The 19,496-nt window shown below is 60.3% G+C and carries 21 protein-coding genes and 1 riboswitch; of the genes, 19 read left to right on the top strand and 2 right to left on the bottom strand.

Translation table 11 applies throughout. From position 1 onward, the window contains the following. Positions 1-120: 120 nt before the first annotated feature. The gene (gene argA / locus V6942_RS01945) at positions 121-1,452 is read right to left on the bottom strand and encodes an amino-acid N-acetyltransferase (RefSeq protein WP_106925942.1); all 1,332 of its coding nucleotides are present in this window, start codon (positions 1,450-1,452) and stop codon (positions 121-123) included. 229 nt (positions 1,453-1,681) lie between these two features. Between argA and amiC the strand changes: the two genes are divergently transcribed. After that, on the top strand, positions 1,682-2,932 hold the full coding sequence (amiC, locus tag V6942_RS01940) for an N-acetylmuramoyl-L-alanine amidase AmiC (RefSeq protein WP_106925944.1): 1,251 nt from the start codon (positions 1,682-1,684) through the stop codon (positions 2,930-2,932). 6 nt (positions 2,933-2,938) lie between these two features. Then, positions 2,939-4,015 carry a threonine-phosphate decarboxylase CobD gene (cobD, locus tag V6942_RS01935; protein WP_333500754.1) on the top strand — a complete coding sequence of 359 codons (1,077 nt, stop codon included), beginning with the start codon at positions 2,939-2,941 and terminating at the stop codon, positions 4,013-4,015. Here the strand turns inward: cobD and V6942_RS01930 are convergent. Then, positions 4,000-4,869 (bottom strand): L-threonine kinase, encoded by an 870-nt coding sequence (locus V6942_RS01930; RefSeq protein ID WP_333500753.1) that lies wholly within the window; start codon positions 4,867-4,869, stop codon positions 4,000-4,002. The two genes, cobD and V6942_RS01930, sit on opposite strands and share 16 nt — an antisense overlap. Before the next feature lie 133 nt (positions 4,870-5,002). Continuing rightward, positions 5,003-5,181: riboswitch (cobalamin riboswitch) on the top strand. Positions 5,182-5,276: 95 nt separating this feature from the next. On the opposite strand from V6942_RS01930, the gene V6942_RS01925 reads away from it, so the two are divergent. The 17 genes from V6942_RS01925 to V6942_RS01845 are packed head-to-tail and all read left to right on the top strand — an operon-like array spanning position 5,277 to position 19,366. Further along, on the top strand, positions 5,277-6,650 hold the full coding sequence (locus tag V6942_RS01925; RefSeq protein ID WP_106925950.1) for a cobyrinate a,c-diamide synthase: 1,374 nt from the start codon (positions 5,277-5,279) through the stop codon (positions 6,648-6,650). Then, positions 6,647-7,606: an adenosylcobinamide-phosphate synthase CbiB gene (gene cbiB, locus V6942_RS01920; RefSeq protein WP_333500752.1), complete on the top strand. Its 960-nt coding sequence runs from the start codon at positions 6,647-6,649 to the stop codon at positions 7,604-7,606. The genes V6942_RS01925 and cbiB overlap by 4 nt, the downstream gene beginning before the upstream one ends. Before the next feature lie 10 nt (positions 7,607-7,616). After that, entirely contained in the window at positions 7,617-8,252 is a 636-nt protein-coding gene (locus tag V6942_RS01915) for a cobalt-precorrin-8 methylmutase (protein ID WP_106925954.1), read from the top strand. Next, complete coding sequence (cbiD, locus tag V6942_RS01910) at positions 8,249-9,388, top strand: cobalt-precorrin-5B (C(1))-methyltransferase CbiD (protein ID WP_106925956.1); 1,140 nt, start codon at positions 8,249-8,251, stop codon at positions 9,386-9,388. Before V6942_RS01915 ends, cbiD begins: the two co-directional genes overlap by 4 nt. Beyond that, complete coding sequence (locus V6942_RS01905; RefSeq protein ID WP_106925958.1) at positions 9,382-9,987, top strand: cobalt-precorrin-7 (C(5))-methyltransferase; 606 nt, start codon at positions 9,382-9,384, stop codon at positions 9,985-9,987. The genes cbiD and V6942_RS01905 overlap by 7 nt, the downstream gene beginning before the upstream one ends. Further along, entirely contained in the window at positions 9,977-10,546 is a 570-nt protein-coding gene (locus V6942_RS01900; protein ID WP_182930094.1) for a decarboxylating cobalt-precorrin-6B (C(15))-methyltransferase, read from the top strand. Before V6942_RS01905 ends, V6942_RS01900 begins: the two co-directional genes overlap by 11 nt. Then, the gene (locus V6942_RS01895; protein ID WP_182930095.1) at positions 10,539-11,312 is read left to right on the top strand and encodes a cobalt-precorrin-4 methyltransferase; all 774 of its coding nucleotides are present in this window, start codon (positions 10,539-10,541) and stop codon (positions 11,310-11,312) included. The genes V6942_RS01900 and V6942_RS01895 overlap by 8 nt, the downstream gene beginning before the upstream one ends. After that, on the top strand, positions 11,293-12,348 hold the full coding sequence (gene cbiG / locus V6942_RS01890) for a cobalt-precorrin 5A hydrolase (protein ID WP_106925964.1): 1,056 nt from the start codon (positions 11,293-11,295) through the stop codon (positions 12,346-12,348). Before V6942_RS01895 ends, cbiG begins: the two co-directional genes overlap by 20 nt. Continuing rightward, positions 12,348-13,073, top strand: coding sequence for a precorrin-3B C(17)-methyltransferase (locus V6942_RS01885; RefSeq protein ID WP_065358106.1), 726 nt, complete (start codon positions 12,348-12,350; stop codon positions 13,071-13,073). Before cbiG ends, V6942_RS01885 begins: the two co-directional genes overlap by 1 nt. Further along, on the top strand, positions 13,070-13,870 hold the full coding sequence (locus V6942_RS01880; RefSeq protein WP_333500751.1) for a cobalt-precorrin-6A reductase: 801 nt from the start codon (positions 13,070-13,072) through the stop codon (positions 13,868-13,870). Before V6942_RS01885 ends, V6942_RS01880 begins: the two co-directional genes overlap by 4 nt. Next, positions 13,867-14,646, top strand: a complete 780-nt coding sequence (gene cbiK, locus V6942_RS01875; RefSeq protein WP_106925968.1) for a sirohydrochlorin cobaltochelatase — start codon at positions 13,867-13,869, stop codon at positions 14,644-14,646. Before V6942_RS01880 ends, cbiK begins: the two co-directional genes overlap by 4 nt. Beyond that, a complete protein-coding gene (locus V6942_RS01870) occupies positions 14,643-15,356 on the top strand; it encodes a cobalt-factor II C(20)-methyltransferase (protein WP_333500750.1) in 714 nt (237 codons plus the stop codon). Before cbiK ends, V6942_RS01870 begins: the two co-directional genes overlap by 4 nt. Beyond that, the gene (cbiM, locus tag V6942_RS01865) at positions 15,353-16,090 is read left to right on the top strand and encodes a cobalt ECF transporter S component CbiM (RefSeq protein ID WP_106925972.1); all 738 of its coding nucleotides are present in this window, start codon (positions 15,353-15,355) and stop codon (positions 16,088-16,090) included. The genes V6942_RS01870 and cbiM overlap by 4 nt, the downstream gene beginning before the upstream one ends. A 1-nt stretch (position 16,091) precedes the next feature. Continuing rightward, a complete protein-coding gene (locus V6942_RS01860; RefSeq protein WP_106925974.1) occupies positions 16,092-16,373 on the top strand; it encodes an energy-coupling factor ABC transporter substrate-binding protein in 282 nt (93 codons plus the stop codon). Beyond that, on the top strand, positions 16,360-17,037 hold the full coding sequence (locus tag V6942_RS01855) for an energy-coupling factor ABC transporter transmembrane protein (RefSeq protein WP_106926119.1): 678 nt from the start codon (positions 16,360-16,362) through the stop codon (positions 17,035-17,037). The genes V6942_RS01860 and V6942_RS01855 overlap by 14 nt, the downstream gene beginning before the upstream one ends. Before the next feature lie 8 nt (positions 17,038-17,045). Beyond that, complete coding sequence (locus tag V6942_RS01850; RefSeq protein WP_106925976.1) at positions 17,046-17,852, top strand: energy-coupling factor ABC transporter ATP-binding protein; 807 nt, start codon at positions 17,046-17,048, stop codon at positions 17,850-17,852. Next, a complete protein-coding gene (locus V6942_RS01845) occupies positions 17,849-19,366 on the top strand; it encodes a cobyric acid synthase (RefSeq protein ID WP_182930099.1) in 1,518 nt (505 codons plus the stop codon). The genes V6942_RS01850 and V6942_RS01845 overlap by 4 nt, the downstream gene beginning before the upstream one ends. Positions 19,367-19,496: the final 130 nt, after the last annotated feature.

Here is a 19,496-nt window from a genome sequence, read left to right as displayed (position 1 = left end):
CGCGGTGTGCCCCCTCTCTCTTTTTAAGGGAGAGGGCTGGGGTGAGGGTTTAACGCCGAGCCAGAATTTCCCCTCACCCTAACCCTCTCCCCATAGGGGCGAGGGGACAGTTCGGCGCCGCTATGCTAAGTCCGTCATCAGCACCTTCGACCGTCGCTGATAGTTATAAAGCTGTTTCTTACTTTCCGGCAGCAATTCCACGTCTACCGGCTTAAACCCGCGCTCCTGGAACCAGTGAATGCTGCGCGTGGTCAGTACAAACAGGTGATTCAGCCCCATTTGCTTCGCCTGAGCGGCTATCCGCTCCAGCAGCACCTCGCCACGCGATGAACTGCGGTAGTCCGGATGTACCGCCACGCAGGCCATTTCGCCAATTTTTTCTTCCGGGAACGGATACAGCGCGGCGCAGGCAATGGTGGTGTTATCACGCTGAATGATCGTGAATTTATCGATCTCCATTTCCAGCTGTTCGCGGGAGCGGCGCACCAGAATACCCTGCTGCTCCAGCGGGGCGATAAGATCGAGAATACCGCCGATGTCGTTAATGGTGGCGCGGCGAATTTGCTCGGCGCTCTCCATCACGATTTGCGTACCAATACCGTCGCGGGAGAACAGCTCTTGCAGCAGGGCGCCGTCTTCCTGATAGCTTATCAGGTGGCTACGGCGTACGCCGCTGCGGCAGGCTTTCACCGCGCCGCGCAGGAAGCGCGCGGTACCGGAAAGGTAATCGCCTTCCTGCTCCAGCTCTTCGATGCGCGCCTGCGCTTCGTTCGGGAACAGCTCGGGAACAATTTCGCCCGCTTCGTTATACACGCCCTGCGACGAGCAGAAGCCGATCATTTTTTCAGCCTTCAGCTTAATCGCCAACTGGGTGGCAATTTCTTCCGAAGTCAGGTTAAAGCTTTCGCCGGTCACGGAGACGGCCACCGGCCCCATCAGCACAATCGCGCCGCTATCGAGCTGGCGGTGAATGGCCTCTTCATCAATACGACGAATACGCCCGCTGTGGCAGTAATCAATGCCGTCGTCCACGCCAAGCGGCTGCGCGATAATAAAGTTACCGCTCACCACGTTGATGTGTGCCCCCTGCAGCGGGGTGTTATTCAGGCTCATCGACAGACGCGCGGTGATATCCAGCTGCAGCTGACCGGCCGCCTGCTTAACCAGTTCAAGGGTTTTGCTATCCGTCACGCGAATATGTTTATGATACGTGGGCTGATGGTGATGCTCTTCCAGGTTCGCATCAATCTGCGGGCGCGCGCCGTACACCAACACCAGGCGAATACCCAGACTGTGAAGTAGGCCTATGTCATTGACAATGCTGGAAAAATTCTCATGCTCAATGGCTTCGCCGCCGAGCATGATGACAAACGTCTTCCCTCGGTGAGCGTTAATATAGGGGACTGAATGACGAAACCCCTCGACCAGTTCGGTTCTACGTTCCTTCACCACGGCGCAACCCTCAATGCATGATTATTCGTAATAAGTGTATTTTTATTCTGTTTTGCCGCTAAACGCAAGCCAGAATTTACCTCAGGATGGCAAAAATTCGCGTCGAATTTCGCTTAACCAACGAATGTTTACCCTTTTATAGATGACAGTTTATCCCTCATTGGTTAGAGTTTTCGGTCAATCGTATTATGCGTAAATTACAATCGTCTTTTTTTGCCTGGGATGGAGCATGTCCGGAAGTCAGTCTTTGAGTCGTCGCCGCCTGTTAAAAGGGGCGGGCGCCATGTGGTTGCTAAGTGTCAGTCAGGTTGGTTTTGCTGCCGTCAGTCAGGTGGTGGCGGTTCGCATCTGGCCTGCGTCCAGCTACACGCGCGTTACGGTGGAATCCAACCGCGTGCTCAAGTACCGGCAGTTTGCGTTAAGCAACCCGGATCGCCTGGTGGTCGATCTCGAAGGGGTGAATCTTAACTCGGTGCTGAAAGGGATGGCCGCGCAGATCCGCGGCGACGATCCGTTTATTAAATCCGCGCGCGTGGGGCAGTTTGACCCGCAGACGGTGCGCATGGTGTTTGAGCTTAAGCAGGACGTCAAACCGCAGCTGTTTGCCCTGGCGCCGGTCGCCAGCTTCAAAGAGCGTCTGGTGATGGATCTATACCCGGCCAACAGCAACGATGTGCAGGATCCGCTGCTGGCGCTGCTGGAAGAGTACAATAAAGACGGCCTCGAAAAGCAGGTACCGCCTGCGCAGAGCGGGCCTCAGCCGGGGAAAGCCGGACGTGACCGGCCAATCGTAATCATGCTTGACCCGGGTCACGGCGGCGAAGACTCGGGTGCGGTGGGGCTGTATAAAACGCGGGAAAAGGACGTGGTGCTGCAAATTGCCCGTCGCCTGCGCGCGCTGATTGAGAAAGAAGGCAATATGAAAGCCTACATGACGCGCAATGAAGATATCTTTATTCCGCTGAGGGTGCGGGTGGCGAAGGCGCAAAAGCAGCGCGCCGACCTGTTCGTGTCGATTCATGCGGATGCCTTCACCAGCCGTCAGCCGAGCGGCTCGTCGGTGTTTGCGCTCTCCACTAAGGGGGCCACCAGTACGGCGGCGAAATATCTCGCGCAGACCCAGAACGCCTCGGATTTGATCGGCGGGGTGAGCAAGAGCGGCGACCGTTACGTTGACCACACCATGTTTGATATGGTGCAGTCGCTGACCATTGCCGACAGCCTGAAATTCGGTAAAGCGGTGCTCAAGAAGATGGGGCAGATTAACAATCTGCATAAAAACCAGGTTGAGCAGGCAGGCTTTGCGGTGCTGAAAGCACCGGATATTCCATCGATCCTCGTCGAAACTGCATTTATCAGTAACGTTGAAGAGGAGCGCAAGCTGAAGACCGCCAAATTCCAGCAGGAAGTGGCCGAATCCATCCTCGCCGGGATCAAAGCCTACTTCGCCGACGGCGCGACCCTTGCGCGGCGCGGGTAACTTGCCATGTCGCGTCTGAAATGCGCCCACGGCGGGAATACGCGTGAAGCGGCTGCGCTGATAGGTGTCGCCGCTGACCAGCTGCTGGATTTCAGTGCCAACATTAATCCGCTGGGTATGCCCGAGAGCTTAAAACAGGCCATTGTGGCTCAGCTAAGCTGTGCGGAACGCTATCCCGACGTTGAGTATCAGCAGCTGCATCAGGCGCTAGCGGCACATCACGGGGTTCCGGCAACGTGGATTCTCGCAGGTAACGGCGAGACGGAATCTATTTTTACCCTCGTCAACGGTCTGCAGCCGCGCCGGGCGATGGTGGTTGCGCCTGGGTTCGCCGAATATCGTCGCGCGCTGGAAACGCAGGGTTGCGTTATCGACACGTTTTACCTGCGCGAAGAGGACGGCTGGCAGCTGAGCGAGGCGATTCTCCCGGCGCTGACGGCTGAACTCGACTGCCTGTTTCTCTGCACGCCTAACAATCCAACCGGGCTGATGCCGGAGCACACGCTATTGACGGCCATTGCTGAACGCTGCCGAGCGCTGGACATCGCGCTGATTCTCGACGAAGCCTTCCTTGATTTTATCCCCGATGCGCCGGGATTTATTCCTCTACTGGCGGAGTATCCCCACGTCTGGGTGCTGCGTTCACTGACCAAATTCTATGCTATTCCCGGCCTGCGCCTTGGCTACCTGCTCAACGGCGATGAACGGGCGGTCGCAAGGCTGCGCCAGCGGCAGATGCCGTGGTCAATCAATGCGTTCGCCGCGCTGGCCGGCGAGGTGATTCTCAACGATAGCGCCTACCAGCAGGCCACTCGCCGCTGGTTGGCCGATGAAGGGGCGCGCTTTTACCGTGCGCTCAGTAAGATTGACGGGATCACGGTTTACCCCGGGCGAGCCAATTACCTGTTTCTGCGCTGCGAGCGCCCCGACCTTGAGCTGCAATACGCGCTGCTGGAACAGCAGATTTTAATTCGCAGCTGCGCTAACTACCCGGGGCTCGACGGGCGCTACTTCAGGGTGGCTATCCGCAGCGCCGAAGAAAACCAGCGGCTGCTGGCGGCGCTGAGTCAGGTACTGAGCTGAACGCCACCCGATACCGACGTTCGCAGATGCAGCTGCGGCCAGTGCGCCGCTAACGAACGTTGCCCCAGCGCCCAGCGCAGATACTCTACATCGTGACGGCGGCGGTCGAGCATCAACCCGACAACGCTGCCGCTGTGCGCTACGTTCAGGCCATACAGGCTGCATGATTCAACCAGTGCCAGCAGCGCCGCAAACCCCGGCTTGGGCAGCAGAGTCTGGCTGGCGGTGGCGCTGAGCGTCGCCGCTTCGCCCAGCAGGCCAGCATCCTGACGTCTGCAGGCGCTTTGCACTTTTTCCCATGCCAGATCGAGCACCCCGGCGTTTGCCTCCAGCACCGCCTGGCGGGGTAATCGGTGATAGTCGACGGTGCGAAGCCGTAGCGGGCTTTCCAGTACCAGCAGGTCGAAATGCGGCGCGGGCTGGCAGGCAATTTGCGTGCGCGCGTGATGATGATCGAACAGGGTGGGGGCACAAAATAGCGTGCTGTCCGTCGGCTCCAGCGAAACGCATAGCGCGGCGAGCGCCGATTCGCTGAGCGTCTGGCCCAGATGATGCGCGGCGGCAACGGCGGTGGCGGCGATATCGGCGGTGCTGCTGGCCATTCCCTTAGCCAACGGAATCGTTGAGTGAATCTCTATGCGCAGCGAACGGCTTAGCGCCAGTGGATAGCCCAACTGGGCTAGCAGCCGGTTGAGTATCGCCCGCGCCAGGGGGCGCTCGTCGGCAAGCGGCGTTCCGTCGCGCACTTCCACCGTGCTGTACCAGTCAATCGGGCAAGAAACCAGCTTCTCACTGCCGAGAATCCAGCCCTGAATAAGTTCCCCACAGGAGGCGGGACAGCGCGCCACGCTCATGATTTTCCTTGCTTTGCCGAACGAAATATAACTACCGTAAATAAATCTGCCGGTATTGTCATAGCGCAACGAAATCCTTCTTTTGCGGCGCTAGAGTAACCTGTTTTTATTTTATGCGGGCCGACGTGCCGGTATAAATCTGCAACCAACAGGTTTGGCATAGATTATGTGCCAGGGAAGGAGGTGTAAACCCTCCGCAGCCCCCGCTGCTGTGATGCTGACAACCCCGTACACACCACTGATCGACAGATCGGGAAGGACGGGCGAGGATGACGCTAAGCCAGAAGACCTGCCTGTTGGCCATTAACAACAACTTCGGTGGGAAGTGGGTTGCTTTGAGTCGAACGGTCTCCGGACCGGGCGCACGCACGGCTATACCCGATGACCACCCTGCATAGGGTCAGGGTATGGCAGCCAGACAGCACGCATTTGTTCTCGCCGGGACCGGCAGCGGCTGTGGTAAAACCACGGTAACGCTGGGTCTGCTTACGCTGTTACAGCGACGCGGCCTGCGGGTTCAGCCTTACAAAGTCGGGCCGGACTACCTTGATACCGGCTGGCACAGCGCCCTTAGCGGCGTTACCTCCCATAATCTCGACAGCTATATGCTGCCTGCCCCCACGCTTAATGCGCTGTTCTGCGAACATATGCAGCAGGCCGATGTTGCCGTCATTGAAGGCGTCATGGGCCTTTACGATGGCTACGGCACCGACCCTGATTATTGCAGCAGCGCGGCGATGGCGAAACAGCTGGGCTGTCCGGTGATTCTGCTGGTGGACGGTAAGGCGGTTTCAACTTCTATTGCCGCGACGGTGATGGGGTTTCAGCACTTCGATCCCCGCTTGAATATCGCTGGCGTCATCGTGAATCGCGTCAACAGCGAGGGCCACTTCCAGCTGCTTAAGCACGCCATTGAACGCTACTGCGGCCTTCCTGTGCTGGGCTATGTGCCGCACGTGGACGGCGTATCGTTGCCGGAGCGCCATCTTGGGCTGGTCACTGCCCGAGAATCGGCGCTCGACAATGGGCCATGGCAAGACTTTGCTACCGTGCTGGAGCGAACGCTGGATGCCGATCGTCTGCTTGAACTGAGCGCATTGCGCACTTTACCTTCCGGCCAATGGCCGCCCATGCCGGACTCCGGCGCGGGGCTGACGCTCGCCCTTGCCGATGATGAAGCCTTCAACTTCTACTACCCGGACAATCTGGCACTGCTGCTGCGTGCTGGCGTGAAGATTGTGCGCTTTAGCCCGCTGCATGACGCGGTGCTGCCCGATTGCCAGATGATCTGGCTCGGCGGCGGTTACCCGGAACTGCACGCCCGTGCCCTTGCAGATAACCAGCCAATGCTGACGCAGCTGCGCGCGGCGCACGAGCGCGGCGTGGCGATTTACGCCGAATGCGGCGGCCTGATGTACCTTGGCACCACGCTGGAAGATAAGAACGGTGATACCTACGCAATGGCCGATATTCTGCCCGGCCACAGCAAAATGGGCTCCCGGCTGACCCGCTTTGGCTACTGCGAAGCGCAGGCGCAGCAGCCAACGCTGCTCGCTGCTCCCGGCGACGTGCTGCGCGGCCACGAATTCCACTATTCCGATTTTACCGCCCAGACGCCTGCGGTGATGGCGTGCCGTAAAACCCGCGACGGCGCGGTGCTCCAGCAGTGGGCCGGTGGCTGGCAACGTGGCAATACTTTTGCCAGCTACCTGCATCTCCATTTTGCTCAGAACCCGTCGATGCTCAACCACTGGTTTGCCGCCGCAAGGAGTGCCCAATGACGCTGCTGGCCTGGTGCCTGGCCTGGGGGCTTGATTTCATCATCGGCGACCCGCACAGCTGGCCGCATCCAGTGCGCTGGATAGGCAACCTGATTAACGCCGTGCAGCGCGCGGTGCGCAGGATGTGTCATACCGACCTTGCGCTGCGTATTGGCGGCGGGGTGATGTGGCTGGTGGTAGTGGGGCTGAGTTACGCCGTTGCCTGGGGCGTGCTGCGCCTCGCCGCGAGCGTGCATCCGTGGCTGGGTTTTGGCGTTGAGGTGTGGATGATTTTCACGGTGCTGGCCGGGCGCTGCCTGGCGCAGTCGGCGCAGGCGGTCGAACGTCCGCTGCGGGCAGGCGATCTTGCCGAAAGCCGTATCAAGCTGTCGTGGATTGTCGGGCGCGATACCTCACAGCTACAGCCGGAACAGATCAACCGCGCGGTGGTGGAGACGGTGGCGGAAAACACCGTCGACGGCATTATCGCGCCGCTCTTCTTCCTGTTGCTCGGCGGCGCGCCGCTGGCGATGGCCTACAAAGCGGTGAACACCCTCGACTCGATGGTGGGTTACAAGCACGAAAAATACCGGGCAATTGGCATGGTCAGCGCGCGTCTCGACGACGTGGCGAACTTCATTCCCGCGCGTCTGAGTTGGCTGCTGATTGGCCTTGCCGCCTTTCCCTGCCGCGATAATGGCGCGCGCGCGCTGCGTATCGGCTGGCGCGATCGTAAAAACCACAGCAGCCCCAACTGCGCCTGGTCTGAAGCGACCGTCGCCGGGGCGCTGGGCATCCGTCTTGGCGGCCCTAACGACTATTTTGGCGAACGGGTGAATAAGCCGTGGATTGGCGACGCGCATCGCCCGATTGCCATTGATGATATTTCCCGAACGATTCGACTGATGTGGGTAGCGTCAACGCTGGCCCTGCTGCTGTTTATGGCGGTCAGGTTCTGGCTTATCGGCGTGGCCTGAGGAGCACTGCATGAACTATATCCAGCAACCGCAAGCGATTGAGCGCAAAAGCTTCGAGATTATCAGCGAGATTATCGCGCAAACGCGCCCGGAGTATCGCTTCGCCAGCCCCTTGCACGAAGCGATTATCAAACGGGTGATCCACACCACCGCCGACTTCGAGTGGCTGGATATTTTGTGGTTCTCGCCGGATGCATTAACCCGCCTGTGCGAGGCGCTGAGCCGCCCGTGCACGCTCTACACCGACACCACCATGGTACTTTCCGGCATCAACAAAAACCTGCTGGCCACCTTCGGCGGCGAGTGCCGCTGCTACATCAGCGACCCGCGCGTGGTGCGCGAGGCCAAAGCGCAGGGCATTACCCGCTCGATGGCGGCGGTGGATATTGCCGCCAAAGAGGAGGGCGACAAAGTGTTTGTCTTCGGCAATGCGCCAACCGCGCTGTTTCGCCTGATGGAGCATAACGCGCTGGAGGTCGGCGGGGTGATTGGCGTGCCGGTCGGGTTTGTCGGCGCGGCGGAATCCAAAGAGGCGCTGAGCAAAAGCAGCCTGCCGGGCATTGCCGCGCTGGGGCGTAAAGGTGGCAGCAACGTTGCGGCGGCGATCGTCAACGCCATTCTCTACCATCTGCAGGGGGCGCGATGAGCGAGCCCGCCTTTGATGCCCCGGTGTGGCATAACGGCAAAGCGCTGCGCAAAGGCTACACCACCGGCTCCAGCGCCACGGCGGCGGCGAAAGTTGCCGCGCTGATGGTGATGCGCCAGCACCTGATTCACCAGATCTCGATTGTCACGCCGTCGGGCGTGACGCTAAACCTGAATGTCGAATCCCCGCACGTCGAAGGCCAGCAGGGTATTGCCGCCATCCGCAAAGATGGCGGCGATGATATCGACGCTACCCACGGGATGCTGATTTTTGCTCGCGTCACCGTCAACGACAGCGGCGAGATTATCCTGCGCGGCGGCGAAGGTGTTGGCACCGTTACCCGCAAAGGCATCGGGTTGCCCATCGGCAGCGCGGCGATTAATCGTACCCCGCGACACACCATTGAAACCGCCGTTCGTGAAGCCATCGGCCCGGCGCGCGGCGCAGAGGTGGAGATTTTTGCCCCAGAGGGCGAAGAGCGGGCGAAGAAAACCTATAACGCGCGGCTGGGCATTCTGGGCGGCATTTCGATTATTGGCACCACCGGTATCGTGACGCCGATGTCGGAAGAGAGCTGGAAACGCTCGCTGGCGTTGGAACTGGAGATGAAACGTGCCGCCGGGTTGGCGCGCGTGGTGCTGGTACCGGGCAACCACGGCGAACGCTTCGTACGCGAGCAGATGGGCATTGACTCGCAGGTGGTGGTCACCATGAGCAACTTTGTCGGCTACATGATTGAAGAGTCGGTGCGCCTTGGCTTCCGCCAGATTGTGCTGATTGGCCACCCCGGCAAGCTGGTCAAAATCGCCGCCGGGATTTTCCACACCCACAGCCATATCGCCGACGGGCGCATGGAGACGTTGGTGGCCCATCTGGCGCTGCTCGGCGCGCCCCTTGAACTGCTCACTCTGGTGAGCGAGTGCGACACCACCGAAGCGGCAATGGAACACATTGACGCTCACGGCTTCCAGAAAATCTACAACCATCTGGCCAAGCGCATCTGCCAGCGCGTGCTGGAGCGGCTGCGCTTCACGCAAAATCCGCCCATCTGCGATGCCATCATGTTTGCCTTTGATAACCAGATCCTCGGCAGCAATCGCCCGGTCAACGAGATCGTCAAGGACATGCAATGTTAACCGTCGTCGGAATGGGCCCGGCAGGCGTACAGCTGATGACGCCGCAGGCCGTGGAGGCGGTGAAACAAGCTGATGCGCTGGTTGGCGGCGTGCGCCATCTGGCGCAGTTTCCGGCGTTTGATGGTGAACGCTGCCCGCTGGGCGCCAATATACCCCAGGTGCTGGCGTGGATTGAGGCGCGACAGGCGCAAAACGTGGTGGTGCTGGCCTCCGGCGACCCGCTGTTTTACGGCATCGGCACGCGGCTTATTGCCCATTTTGGCCGTGAAAACGTGCGGGTGATCCCCGGCGTCAGCGCCGTGCAATACCTGTGCGCGCAGGCGGGCATTGATATGAACGACATGTGGCTGACCAGCAGCCACGGGCGCGAGGTGGATTTCGACAGGCTGGCGAGCCACCGCAAGGTGGCGATGGTCACCGACAAACGCTGCGGCCCGAAAGCCATCGCCGCTGAACTGGTGGCGCGCGGTAAGGGACACCGCTGGATGGTGATTGGCGAAAACCTGGCGCAGGACAACGAACGCATCCACTGGCTGCCGGTTAGCGCCGTGGAGCGCGATTATGAGATGAACACGGTGGTGATCCTCGATGAAAGATGAGCTGTTTTTACGCGGCGAAAAGGTGCCGATGACCAAAGAGGCAGTGCGCGCGCTGGCGCTCTCAAAACTTGAGCTGCACGGTGCGAGTCACCTGATTGATATTGGCGCAGGCACCGGCAGCGTGTCGATTGAAGCCGCGCTGCAAAATCCGGCGCTGACGGTGACGGCGATTGAGCGCAATCCGGCGGCGCTGCATCTGCTGGCGGAAAACTGTCAGCGCTTTGAGTGTCGGAATATTCACATCGTAGAAGGCGAAGCGCCGCTGACGGTTGATGCGCTCGCCGACGCGGTCTTTATGGGCGGCAGCGGCGGCCATCTCTGCGCGCTTATCGACTGGTCTCTGCGCCAGCTTCGCCCGGGCGGGCGTCTGGTGATGACCTTTATTTTGCAGGAGAACCTGCACTGTGCTCTCGAGCATCTCGAGCGCGTCGGAGTTCCGGCGGTTGACTGCCAGCAGTTGAATGTTTCAACGCTGACGGCGCTGGGTACCGGTCACTATTTTAAACCGCACAATCCCGTTTTTGTGCTTGCTTGTCACAAGGAGCGACACCATGGCTGAGGCTTTTGATACACGCTGCGTTTGGTTCGTCGGCGCCGGGCCGGGCGACCGCGAACTGATTACTCTGAAAGGCTACCGCCTGCTGCAACAGGCGCAAGTGGTGATTTACGCCGGTTCGCTGATTAACCCCGAACTGCTGAGCTACTGTCCGGCGGAAGCCGAGTGCCACGACAGCGCCGGGCTGCATCTTGAGCAAATCCTCGACCTGATGGAAGCGGGCGTGAAGGCCGGAAAAACGGTGGTGCGCCTGCAAACCGGCGACGTGTCGCTGTACGGCTCGGTGCGCGAGCAGGGCGAAGAGCTGACCCGTCGCGGCATTGACTGGCAGGTGGTGCCGGGCGTCAGCGCGTTTCTCGGCGCGGCGGCGGAGCTGGGCGTCGAGTACACGGTACCGGAAGTCTCGCAAAGCCTGATCATCACTCGCCTGGAAGGGCGTACGCCGGTGCCAGAGCGCGAACAGCTGGAATCCTTTGCCCAGCATCGCACCTCAATGGCGATTTACCTCTCCGTACAGCGCATCAACAAAGTCGCCGAGCGGCTGATTGACGGCGGCTACCCGGCGACCACGCCGGTGGCGGTGATTTACAAGGCTACCTGGCCCGAGAGCCAGACCGTACGCGGTACGCTTTTGGATATCGCCGATAAAGTGCGCGATGCCGACATCCGTAAAACGGCGCTGATCCTGGTCGGGGATTTTCTCGGCGAGGAATACCACTACTCGCGCCTCTACGCCGCAGATTTTAGCCATGAATACCGCAAAGCCTGAGCGCATTGCGCTGTTCTGCCTGACCCCCGGCGGCGTCGCGCTGGCCAGGCGGCTACACTCGGCGCTGCCGATGACCTGCTTTACCCGCGAAGGGCTGGTGGTGGAGGGATTCCTGCCTTTTGACGGCAGCTTTTCCCGTACCGTGCAGCGGGCATTTACGCACTATTCAGCGCTGGTGTTTATCGGCGCGACCGGCATCGCGGTACGCGTGCTGGCGCCGCTGCTGGTTGATAAGCTCCGCGACCCGGCGGTGGTGGTGATTGATGAACGCGGCCAGCACGTGATTAGCCTGCTTTCCGGCCACGTGGGCGGCGCGAACGACCTGGCACGACGGTTGGCGGGCATTCTCGACGTGGAGCCGGTCATCACCACCGCCACCGACGTGAATGAGGTGGCGGCGCTGGATACGCTGGCCTGTCAGCTCAACGCGCGGATGCACGACTTTCGCGCCGCGGTAAAGGCGGTTAACCAAATGCTCGTCAGCCAGCAGCGGGTTGGGCTGTGGTGGGACGACCGTTTTAGCGCTGATATTCGCCGCTGCGACCTACGCGGTTTTATTCCGGTTACCGATCTTCATACGCTGCCCGACCTCGATGGGCTGGTGTGTATCACCTTGCGTAAAACGTTACCCGATCTGCCGGTGCCCCATTGGAAGCTGGTCCCGCGGCGCATCGTTGCGGGCATTGGCTGCCGTCGCGGCACCCCGCGCGAGCTGATTAGCGCGCTGCTGATGCGCCAGTTGGCACTTCAGCAGTTGGACCCGCTGGCGCTGAAGGCTATCGGCAGCATTGTCCTTAAGCAGGATGAACTGGGGCTGATTCAGTTGGCAAGCGACCTCGACGTACCGTTTGAGGTGTTTAGCGTGTCCGCTCTGCGCGAGCATGAGCACCGTTTTCCCTCATCGCTGTTTGTCAAACAAACGGTCGGCGTTGGCAGCGTTTCCGGCCCGTCGGCATGGCTGTTAAGCGATGGGCACTTACTCGGTGGAACCCTGCGTGAACAGGGGATCACCATTACTTTGGGAGTCACATACTGATGTTAAGCGTAATTGGGATCGGCCCTGGCTCGCAGGCCATGATGACCATGGAGGCCGTCGAGGCGCTGCAGGCGGCGGAAATCGTCGTCGGCTACAAAACCTATACCCACCTGGTGAAAGCCTTTACCGGCGATAAGCAGGTGATCAAAACCGGGATGTGCAAAGAGATTGAACGCTGTCAGGCGGCGATTGAACTGGCGCAGGCCGGGCACAACGTGGCGCTGATTAGCAGCGGTGATGCGGGCATTTACGGCATGGCGGGGCTGGTGCTGGAACTGGTCAGCAAACAGAAGCTGGACGTGGAAGTGCGCCTGATCCCGGGCATGACCGCCAGCATTGCGGCAGCCTCACTGCTGGGCGCGCCGCTGATGCACGACTTCTGCCATATCAGCCTGAGCGACCTGCTCACCCCGTGGCCGGTGATCGAGAAACGTATTATCGCCGCCGGGGAAGCCGACTTCGTTATCTGCTTCTACAACCCGCGCAGCCGGGGTCGCGAAGGGCATCTGGCGCGCGCCTTTGAACTGCTTTCCGCGGTTAAAAGCGCCGATACGCCGGTGGGCGTGGTGAAGTCGGCCGGGCGCAAAAAGCAGGAAAAATGGCTCACTACGCTCGGCGCGATGGACTTTGAACCGGTGGACATGACCAGCCTGGTCATCGTCGGCAATAAAACCACCTATGTGCAGGACGGCCTGATGATCACGCCTAGAGGCTACGTGCTGTGAGTTTCGGTGACGTGCTGGTGGTGGGCGGCACCAGCGATGCGCGTGCGCTTTGCCTGCAGCTTGATGCCGCGCAGGTGCGCTACACCGTGTCGGTGGCGACACCCACCGGCGAAGCGCTGGCGGGCGATATTCAGGGGCAGGTGCGCTGCGGTCGTCTGGAGCGGGAAGAGATGGTCGCCTGGCTTCGTGAACACAACACGCGCTGGGTGATTGATGCGTCGCACCCGTATGCCGAAGCGGTCAGCCGCAACGTGCTGGACGCCTGTGCGCAAGCGGGCGTCCTGCTGAGTCGCTACCAGCGCCCGGATCAACGGGATGAACTGACGCACCCGCTGCTGCACTACGTCGGCAGCATTGATGAAGCCTGTGAGCGGATTAAACCGCTGGGCCAGCGGGTGCTGCTGACCACTGGCAGCAAAGACCTGGCGCGGTGGCGCGCCGGGCTGCCGGAAAAAACGCTGCTGGCCCGCGTGCTGCCGGTGCCGAACGTGGTGCAGCAGTGCGCCGACCTCGGCTTTGGCGTGGGCGAGATTTTTGCTATCTGCGCGCCGTTCAGCGCGGAATTTAACGCCGCGTTTTATCGTCACTGCCGCGCCGACGTGGTGGTGACCAAAGCCTCCGGCGCGGAAGGCGGCTATCTGGAGAAGGTACAACCCTGCCTGGACGCCGGACTTCCCTGCATCGTGATTACCCGTCCGGCACCGCTGGTGTCCGGCGATGAACTACTGGAAAGTCAGTCCGCCTTTGCCGAGCGCTTAGCGCGCTGGTTGGCCGAGGACAAAAGGAATCAAGCATGAAAAAAGCCCTACTGGTGGTGAGCTTCGGCACCAGCTACCACGATACCTGCGAGAAGAATATTGTCGCCTGCGAACGCGAACTGGCGGCCAGTTGCCCCGATCGTGACCTGTTCCGCGCCTTTACCTCGGGCATGATTATCCGCAAGCTGAAAGCCCGCGACGGCATTGAAACCGATACGCCGCTTGAGGCGCTGCAAAAGCTTGCGGACCTCGGCTATGACGATGTGGCGGTTCAGTCGCTGCACATTATCAATGGCGACGAGTACGAGAAAATTGCCCGCGAAGTACAGAGCCTGCGCCCGCTGTTTAAACGCCTGACCCTCGGCACGCCGCTGCTGAGCGGCCACGACGACTATGTGCGTCTGATGGAGGCGCTCACCCAACAAATGCCTGCGCTGAACGCCAACGAAAAGGTGGTGTTTATGGGCCACGGCGCCAGCCACCACGCCTTTGCTGCCTACGCCTGCCTCGACCATATGATGACCGCCCAGCGCTTCCCGGCGCGGGTTGGCGCGGTGGAGAGCTACCCGGAAGTGGAGGTGCTGATTGAGAGCATGAGCAGAGAGGGCGTCAGCGCCGTACACCTGATGCCGCTGATGCTGGTGGCGGGCGACCACGCTATCAACGACATGGCCTCCGACGAAGAAGATTCGTGGAAGACGCTGTTTAACGCGGCGGGCATTCCGGCTACGCCGTGGCTGTGCGGGCTGGGCGAAAACCCGGTGGTGCGCGCCATGTTTGTTGACCATTTACAGCAGTCTCTGGAGGCAGCATGAGCGGCAAACTGTATGCCCTGAGCACCGGGCCGGGTGCGTCTGACCTGATTACCATTCGCGCGGCGCGCGTTCTGGGCTCGCTGGATATTCTTTACGCCCCGGCTGGCCGCAAAGGCGGCGACAGCCTGGCGCTCTCCATCGTGCGCGAATACCTCGGCGAACAGACCGAAGTACGCTGCTGCCACTTCCCGATGAGCGCCGACAGCGCTGAAAAAGAGGCCGTCTGGGATGACGTTTCGGCGGCGCTGGTACGCGAAGTGGAAGCCGGGAAGCGCGTGGGCTTTATCACCCTCGGTGACGCGATGCTGTTCAGCACCTGGGTCTTTTTACTCCAGCGCATTGGCAGCCCTGAGTGGCTGGAGATTGTGCCCGGCGTGACCTCGTTCGCTGCCATTGCCGCGCGCAGCAAAACGCCGCTGGCAATGGAACAGCAGTCGCTGGCGGTAGTCGCCTGCACCGCGCCGGAAGACGAGATTGAACGCGCGCTGGCGCAGCACGACAGCCTGGTGCTGATGAAAGTCTATGGCCGTTTTCCGCGTATTAAAGCGCTGCTGGCAAAAGCAGGACTGCTGGATAACGCACTGCTGATGGCCGAGGCGACGCTGCCGGGTGAACAGTGCTGGCGGCATTTAGGCGAGGTCGCTGACGACCTGCCGCTGCCGTATTTCTCCACCATTCTGGTGAATAAACAGTGGGAGCAAGGAAAATGAAACTGGAACAACAGCTGAAGCAGTTATCGCTCAGTGGATTCGCGGCGGCGATACTGCTGCTGGTGGTACCGCAAGAAGCCTTTGCGATGCACATCATGGAAGGCTTCCTGCCGCCGATGTGGGCGCTGGCCTGGTGGCTGCTGTTCCTGCCGTGCCTGTGGTACGGGCTGGTTCGCCTGCGCCGCATCGTGCAGGAAGACAGCAACCAGAAGGTGCTGCTGGCGCTGTGCGGGGCGTTTATTTTTGTCCTCTCGGCATTGAAGATCCCGTCCGTCACCGGGAGCTGCTCGCACCCGACCGGCGTGGGGCTGGCAGTCATTTTGTTCGGGCCGGGCGTAGTGGCTATTCTGGGGGCGATCGTACTGTTGTTCCAGGCGCTGCTGCTGGCTCACGGCGGCCTGACGACGCTTGGCGCTAACGGCATGTCGATGGCGGTAATTGGGCCAATCGTCGGCTATCTGGTGTGGAAAATGGCCTGTAAGGCCGGGTTCCGCCGCGATGTGTCGGTGTTCCTGTGCGCCATGCTGGCGGACCTGGCGACCTACTTTGTCACCTCTCTCCAGTTGGGCGTGGCCTTTCCGGATCCGCAGGCGGGCTTTGTTGGATCGAGCCTGAAGTTTATGGGGATCTTTTGCCTGACTCAGGTTCCTATCGCCATTGCCGAAGGCTTGCTGACGGTGATGATCTACGACCAGTTAACCAAGCGACAGCTGATCGCCACTGAGGGGCGCTAAAATGAAAAAGACATTAATCCTGCTGGCGATGGTGATTGCGCTGGTTATCCTGCCGTTCTTTATCAACCATGGCGGCGAATACGGTGGTTCTGACGATCAGGCTGAAGGCGTGATTAGCGCCGTTGATCCAGGCTATAAGCCGTGGTTCCAGCCGCTCTATGAACCGGCAAGCGGCGAAATTGAGAGCCTGCTGTTTACCCTGCAGGGCTCCCTCGGCGCGGCGGTGATTTTCTACATTCTCGGCTACTACAAGGGCCGCCAGCGCCATGATGACCGGGCTTGATAGGCTGAGTTACCAAAGCCGCTGGTTTCACGTGCAGCCAGAGCGAAAGTTTCTGCTCTGGCTGCTGATGATGGTGCTGGCCTTTAGCCTGCCGCCGCTCGGACAGGCGCTGCTGATGGCACTGACGGCGGGTTTTACCTGCTGGCTGCTGCGTATCTCGCTGTGGCGCTGGCTTCGCTGGATGGCGCTGCCGCTGGGCTTTCTGCTGGTAGGCGTGGTGACGATTGTTTTTAGCGTCAGCCGCGACCCGCACGCGCTGCTGGTGAGCGTGCCGCTGGGTTCGTTCTCGCTCGGCATCACCACCGCCGGGCTTGCCACCGCCAACGCGACCTTCTGGCGCAGCCTGGCCGCATTGTCCGCGACCTTCTGGCTGGTGTTGAATCTGCCGTTCCCGCAGCTTATCGTGCTGCTCAAACGCGGACGAGTGCCGCGTCTGCTGATCGAGCAGATCCTGCTGACCTGGCGCTTTATCTTTATCCTGCTGGACGAGGCGATGGCGATCCACCGGGCGCAGACGCTGCGCTTTGGTTATCGCAACGTTCGTCTGGGCTACCGCTCGCTGGCGATGCTGGTCAGCCTGCTGTTTACGCGTGTTTTAATCCGCTATCAGCAGATGAGCACCGTACTGGATATCAAACTGTATCAAGGTGATTTTCACCTCTAAGGAACGCCATGCTGGCTACCACTGACCTTTGGTTTCGCTACCAGCAGGAACCGACGCTCAAAGGGCTGACGCTGGACTTCTCGCGCCAGGCCGTCACCGGCCTCGTTGGGGCGAACGGCTGCGGAAAATCGACGCTGTTTATGAACCTCAGCGGGCTGCTGCGCCCACAGCAGGGGGCAGTGCTGTGGCAGGGCAAGCCGTTGGACTACAGTAAGCGCGGGCTGCTGGCGCTGCGCCAGCAGGTAGCGACCGTATTCCAGGACCCGGAGCAGCAGATTTTCTACACCGATATTGATAGCGATATCGCCTTTAGCCTGCGTAATCTGGGCGTTCCGGAAACGGAAATTGCCCGCCGGGTAGACGACGCGCTGACGCTGGTTGATGCCCAGCACTTCCGTCAGCAGCCGATTCAATGCCTGAGCCACGGGCAGAAAAAACGGGTGGCGATTGCCGGTGCGCTGGTATTACAGGCGCGCTACCTGCTGCTGGATGAACCGACCGCCGGGCTGGACCCCTCCGGGCGCGCGCAGATGATCGATATCATCAAACGCATCGTGGCGCAGGGAAATCATGTGGTGATTTCCAGCCACGATATTGATTTAATTTATGAAGTTAGCGACGCAGTATACGTGCTGCGCCACGGCGAAGTGCTGGCTGAGGGCGAGCCGGGCGAGGTGTTTGCCCGTACAGCACTGATTGAACAAGCGGGGTTGAGCCAGCCATGGCTGGTGAAGCTGCATGCGGAGCTGGGGCTGCCGCTGTGTAAAACCGAGGCGGAATTTTTCCGCCGGATGCGTGAAAAAGGAACCGTATGACACAGGCCATTATGTTGCAGGGCACCGCCTCCGATGTTGGGAAAAGTATGCTGGTGGCGGGGCTATGCCGGATTTTTTATCAGGATGGCCTGCGCTGCGCGCCGTTTAAATCGCAGAATATGGCGCTCAATTCCGGCATTACCCCAGATGGCAAAGAGATGGGGCGCGCACAGATTTTTCAGGCGGAAGCGGCGGGCATTGCGCCGGATGTGCGGATGAACCCGATTCTGCTCAAGCCAACCAGCGACCGCAAAGCGCAGATTGTACTGATGGGCGAAGTGGCGAGCGATATGGACGCTGTCAGCTATCACGACTACAAGCCGCGCCTGCGCGAGCAGATTCTCAGCGTCTACCGGAGTCTGGCGAGCGAGTATGAGGTGCTGGTACTGGAAGGGGCGGGCAGCCCGGCGGAGATTAACCTGCGTGACCGCGATATCGTCAATATGGGCATGGCCGAGATGGCGCAGTGCCCGGTGATTCTGGTGGCCGATATAGACCGGGGCGGCGTGTTTGCCGCTATCTACGGTACCCTGGCGCTGCTGCGCGAGCACGAACGGGCGCGGGTGAAAGGGGTGATTATCAATAAGTTTCGCGGCGACGTTGCGCTGCTGCACTCTGGTATTGAACAGATTGAAGCGCTGACTCATGTGCCGGTGCTGGGCGTGATGCCGTGGCTGGAAGTTGACCTGGAAGATGAAGACGGCGTGGCGCTGCAAAAGGGCAAATACCGTCACGCGGCAGCGTATGAGATTGACGTGGCGGTGGTGCAACTGCCGCATATCTCTAACTTTACCGACTTCAACGCGCTGGCGGCGCAGCCGGACGTGCGGGTGCGCTATGTCCGGCATGCGGAAGATTTGTCCGGCGCTGACCTGATTATCCTGCCCGGCAGTAAAAATACGCTGGGCGACTTGCTGTGGTTGCAGGATAACGGGCTGGCGCACGGCGTTTTACTGGCGCAGCGTCAGGGCGTGCCGGTGCTGGGTATTTGCGGCGGTTATCAGATGTTGGGCGATACGCTCATCGATGACGTGGAGTCAGGATTGGGCTCGCTGCCCGGCTTAGGGCTGCTAAACGTGGTGACGCGCTTTGCGCCGACGAAAACCACCACGCAGGCTACCGCGACGCTCGGCGATGCGCTGCCGGGCTGGCTGGCGCCGGTCTCTGGTCTGCCGCTGCGCGGCTATGAAATTCATATGGGTGAAACCACGCCGTCAGGAGACGGTCGTGCGCTGATGCAGCTGTGTAAAAACGGTCAGTACAGCGCGGATGGCGCGGTCAGCGAAGATGGGCTGGTCTTTGGCACCTATTTGCACGGCCTGTTCGACAGCGATGCGTTTACCCGCGCGCTGGTTAACGGCTTACGTGAGCGCAAAGGGCTGGCGGCGCTCAACCACGATTTTCACTATGCAGAATATAAGGCGCAGCAGTTTGATATCCTGGCAGCATCGATGCGTCAGCATATTGATATTGAAAAGATTTATACGATTATGCGCGAGTATCGAGAAGCCTAGGGAAGGGGGCGCCATTCAACCGGGTGGCGCTGCGTTGGCTGAACGACGGGCAAAAAAAACACCCTTAAGGGTGTCATTTTAATTGGTTGCGGGGGCCGGATTTGAACCGACGACCTTCGGGTTATGAGCC

The organism is Kluyvera genomosp. 2 (assembly GCF_036759865.1).
In the GTDB taxonomy this organism is placed as follows: domain Bacteria; phylum Pseudomonadota; class Gammaproteobacteria; order Enterobacterales; family Enterobacteriaceae; genus Kluyvera; species Kluyvera ascorbata_B.
The sequence above is the reverse complement of the archived record's forward strand: the minus strand, read 5'-3'. Positions and strand labels throughout refer to the sequence as shown.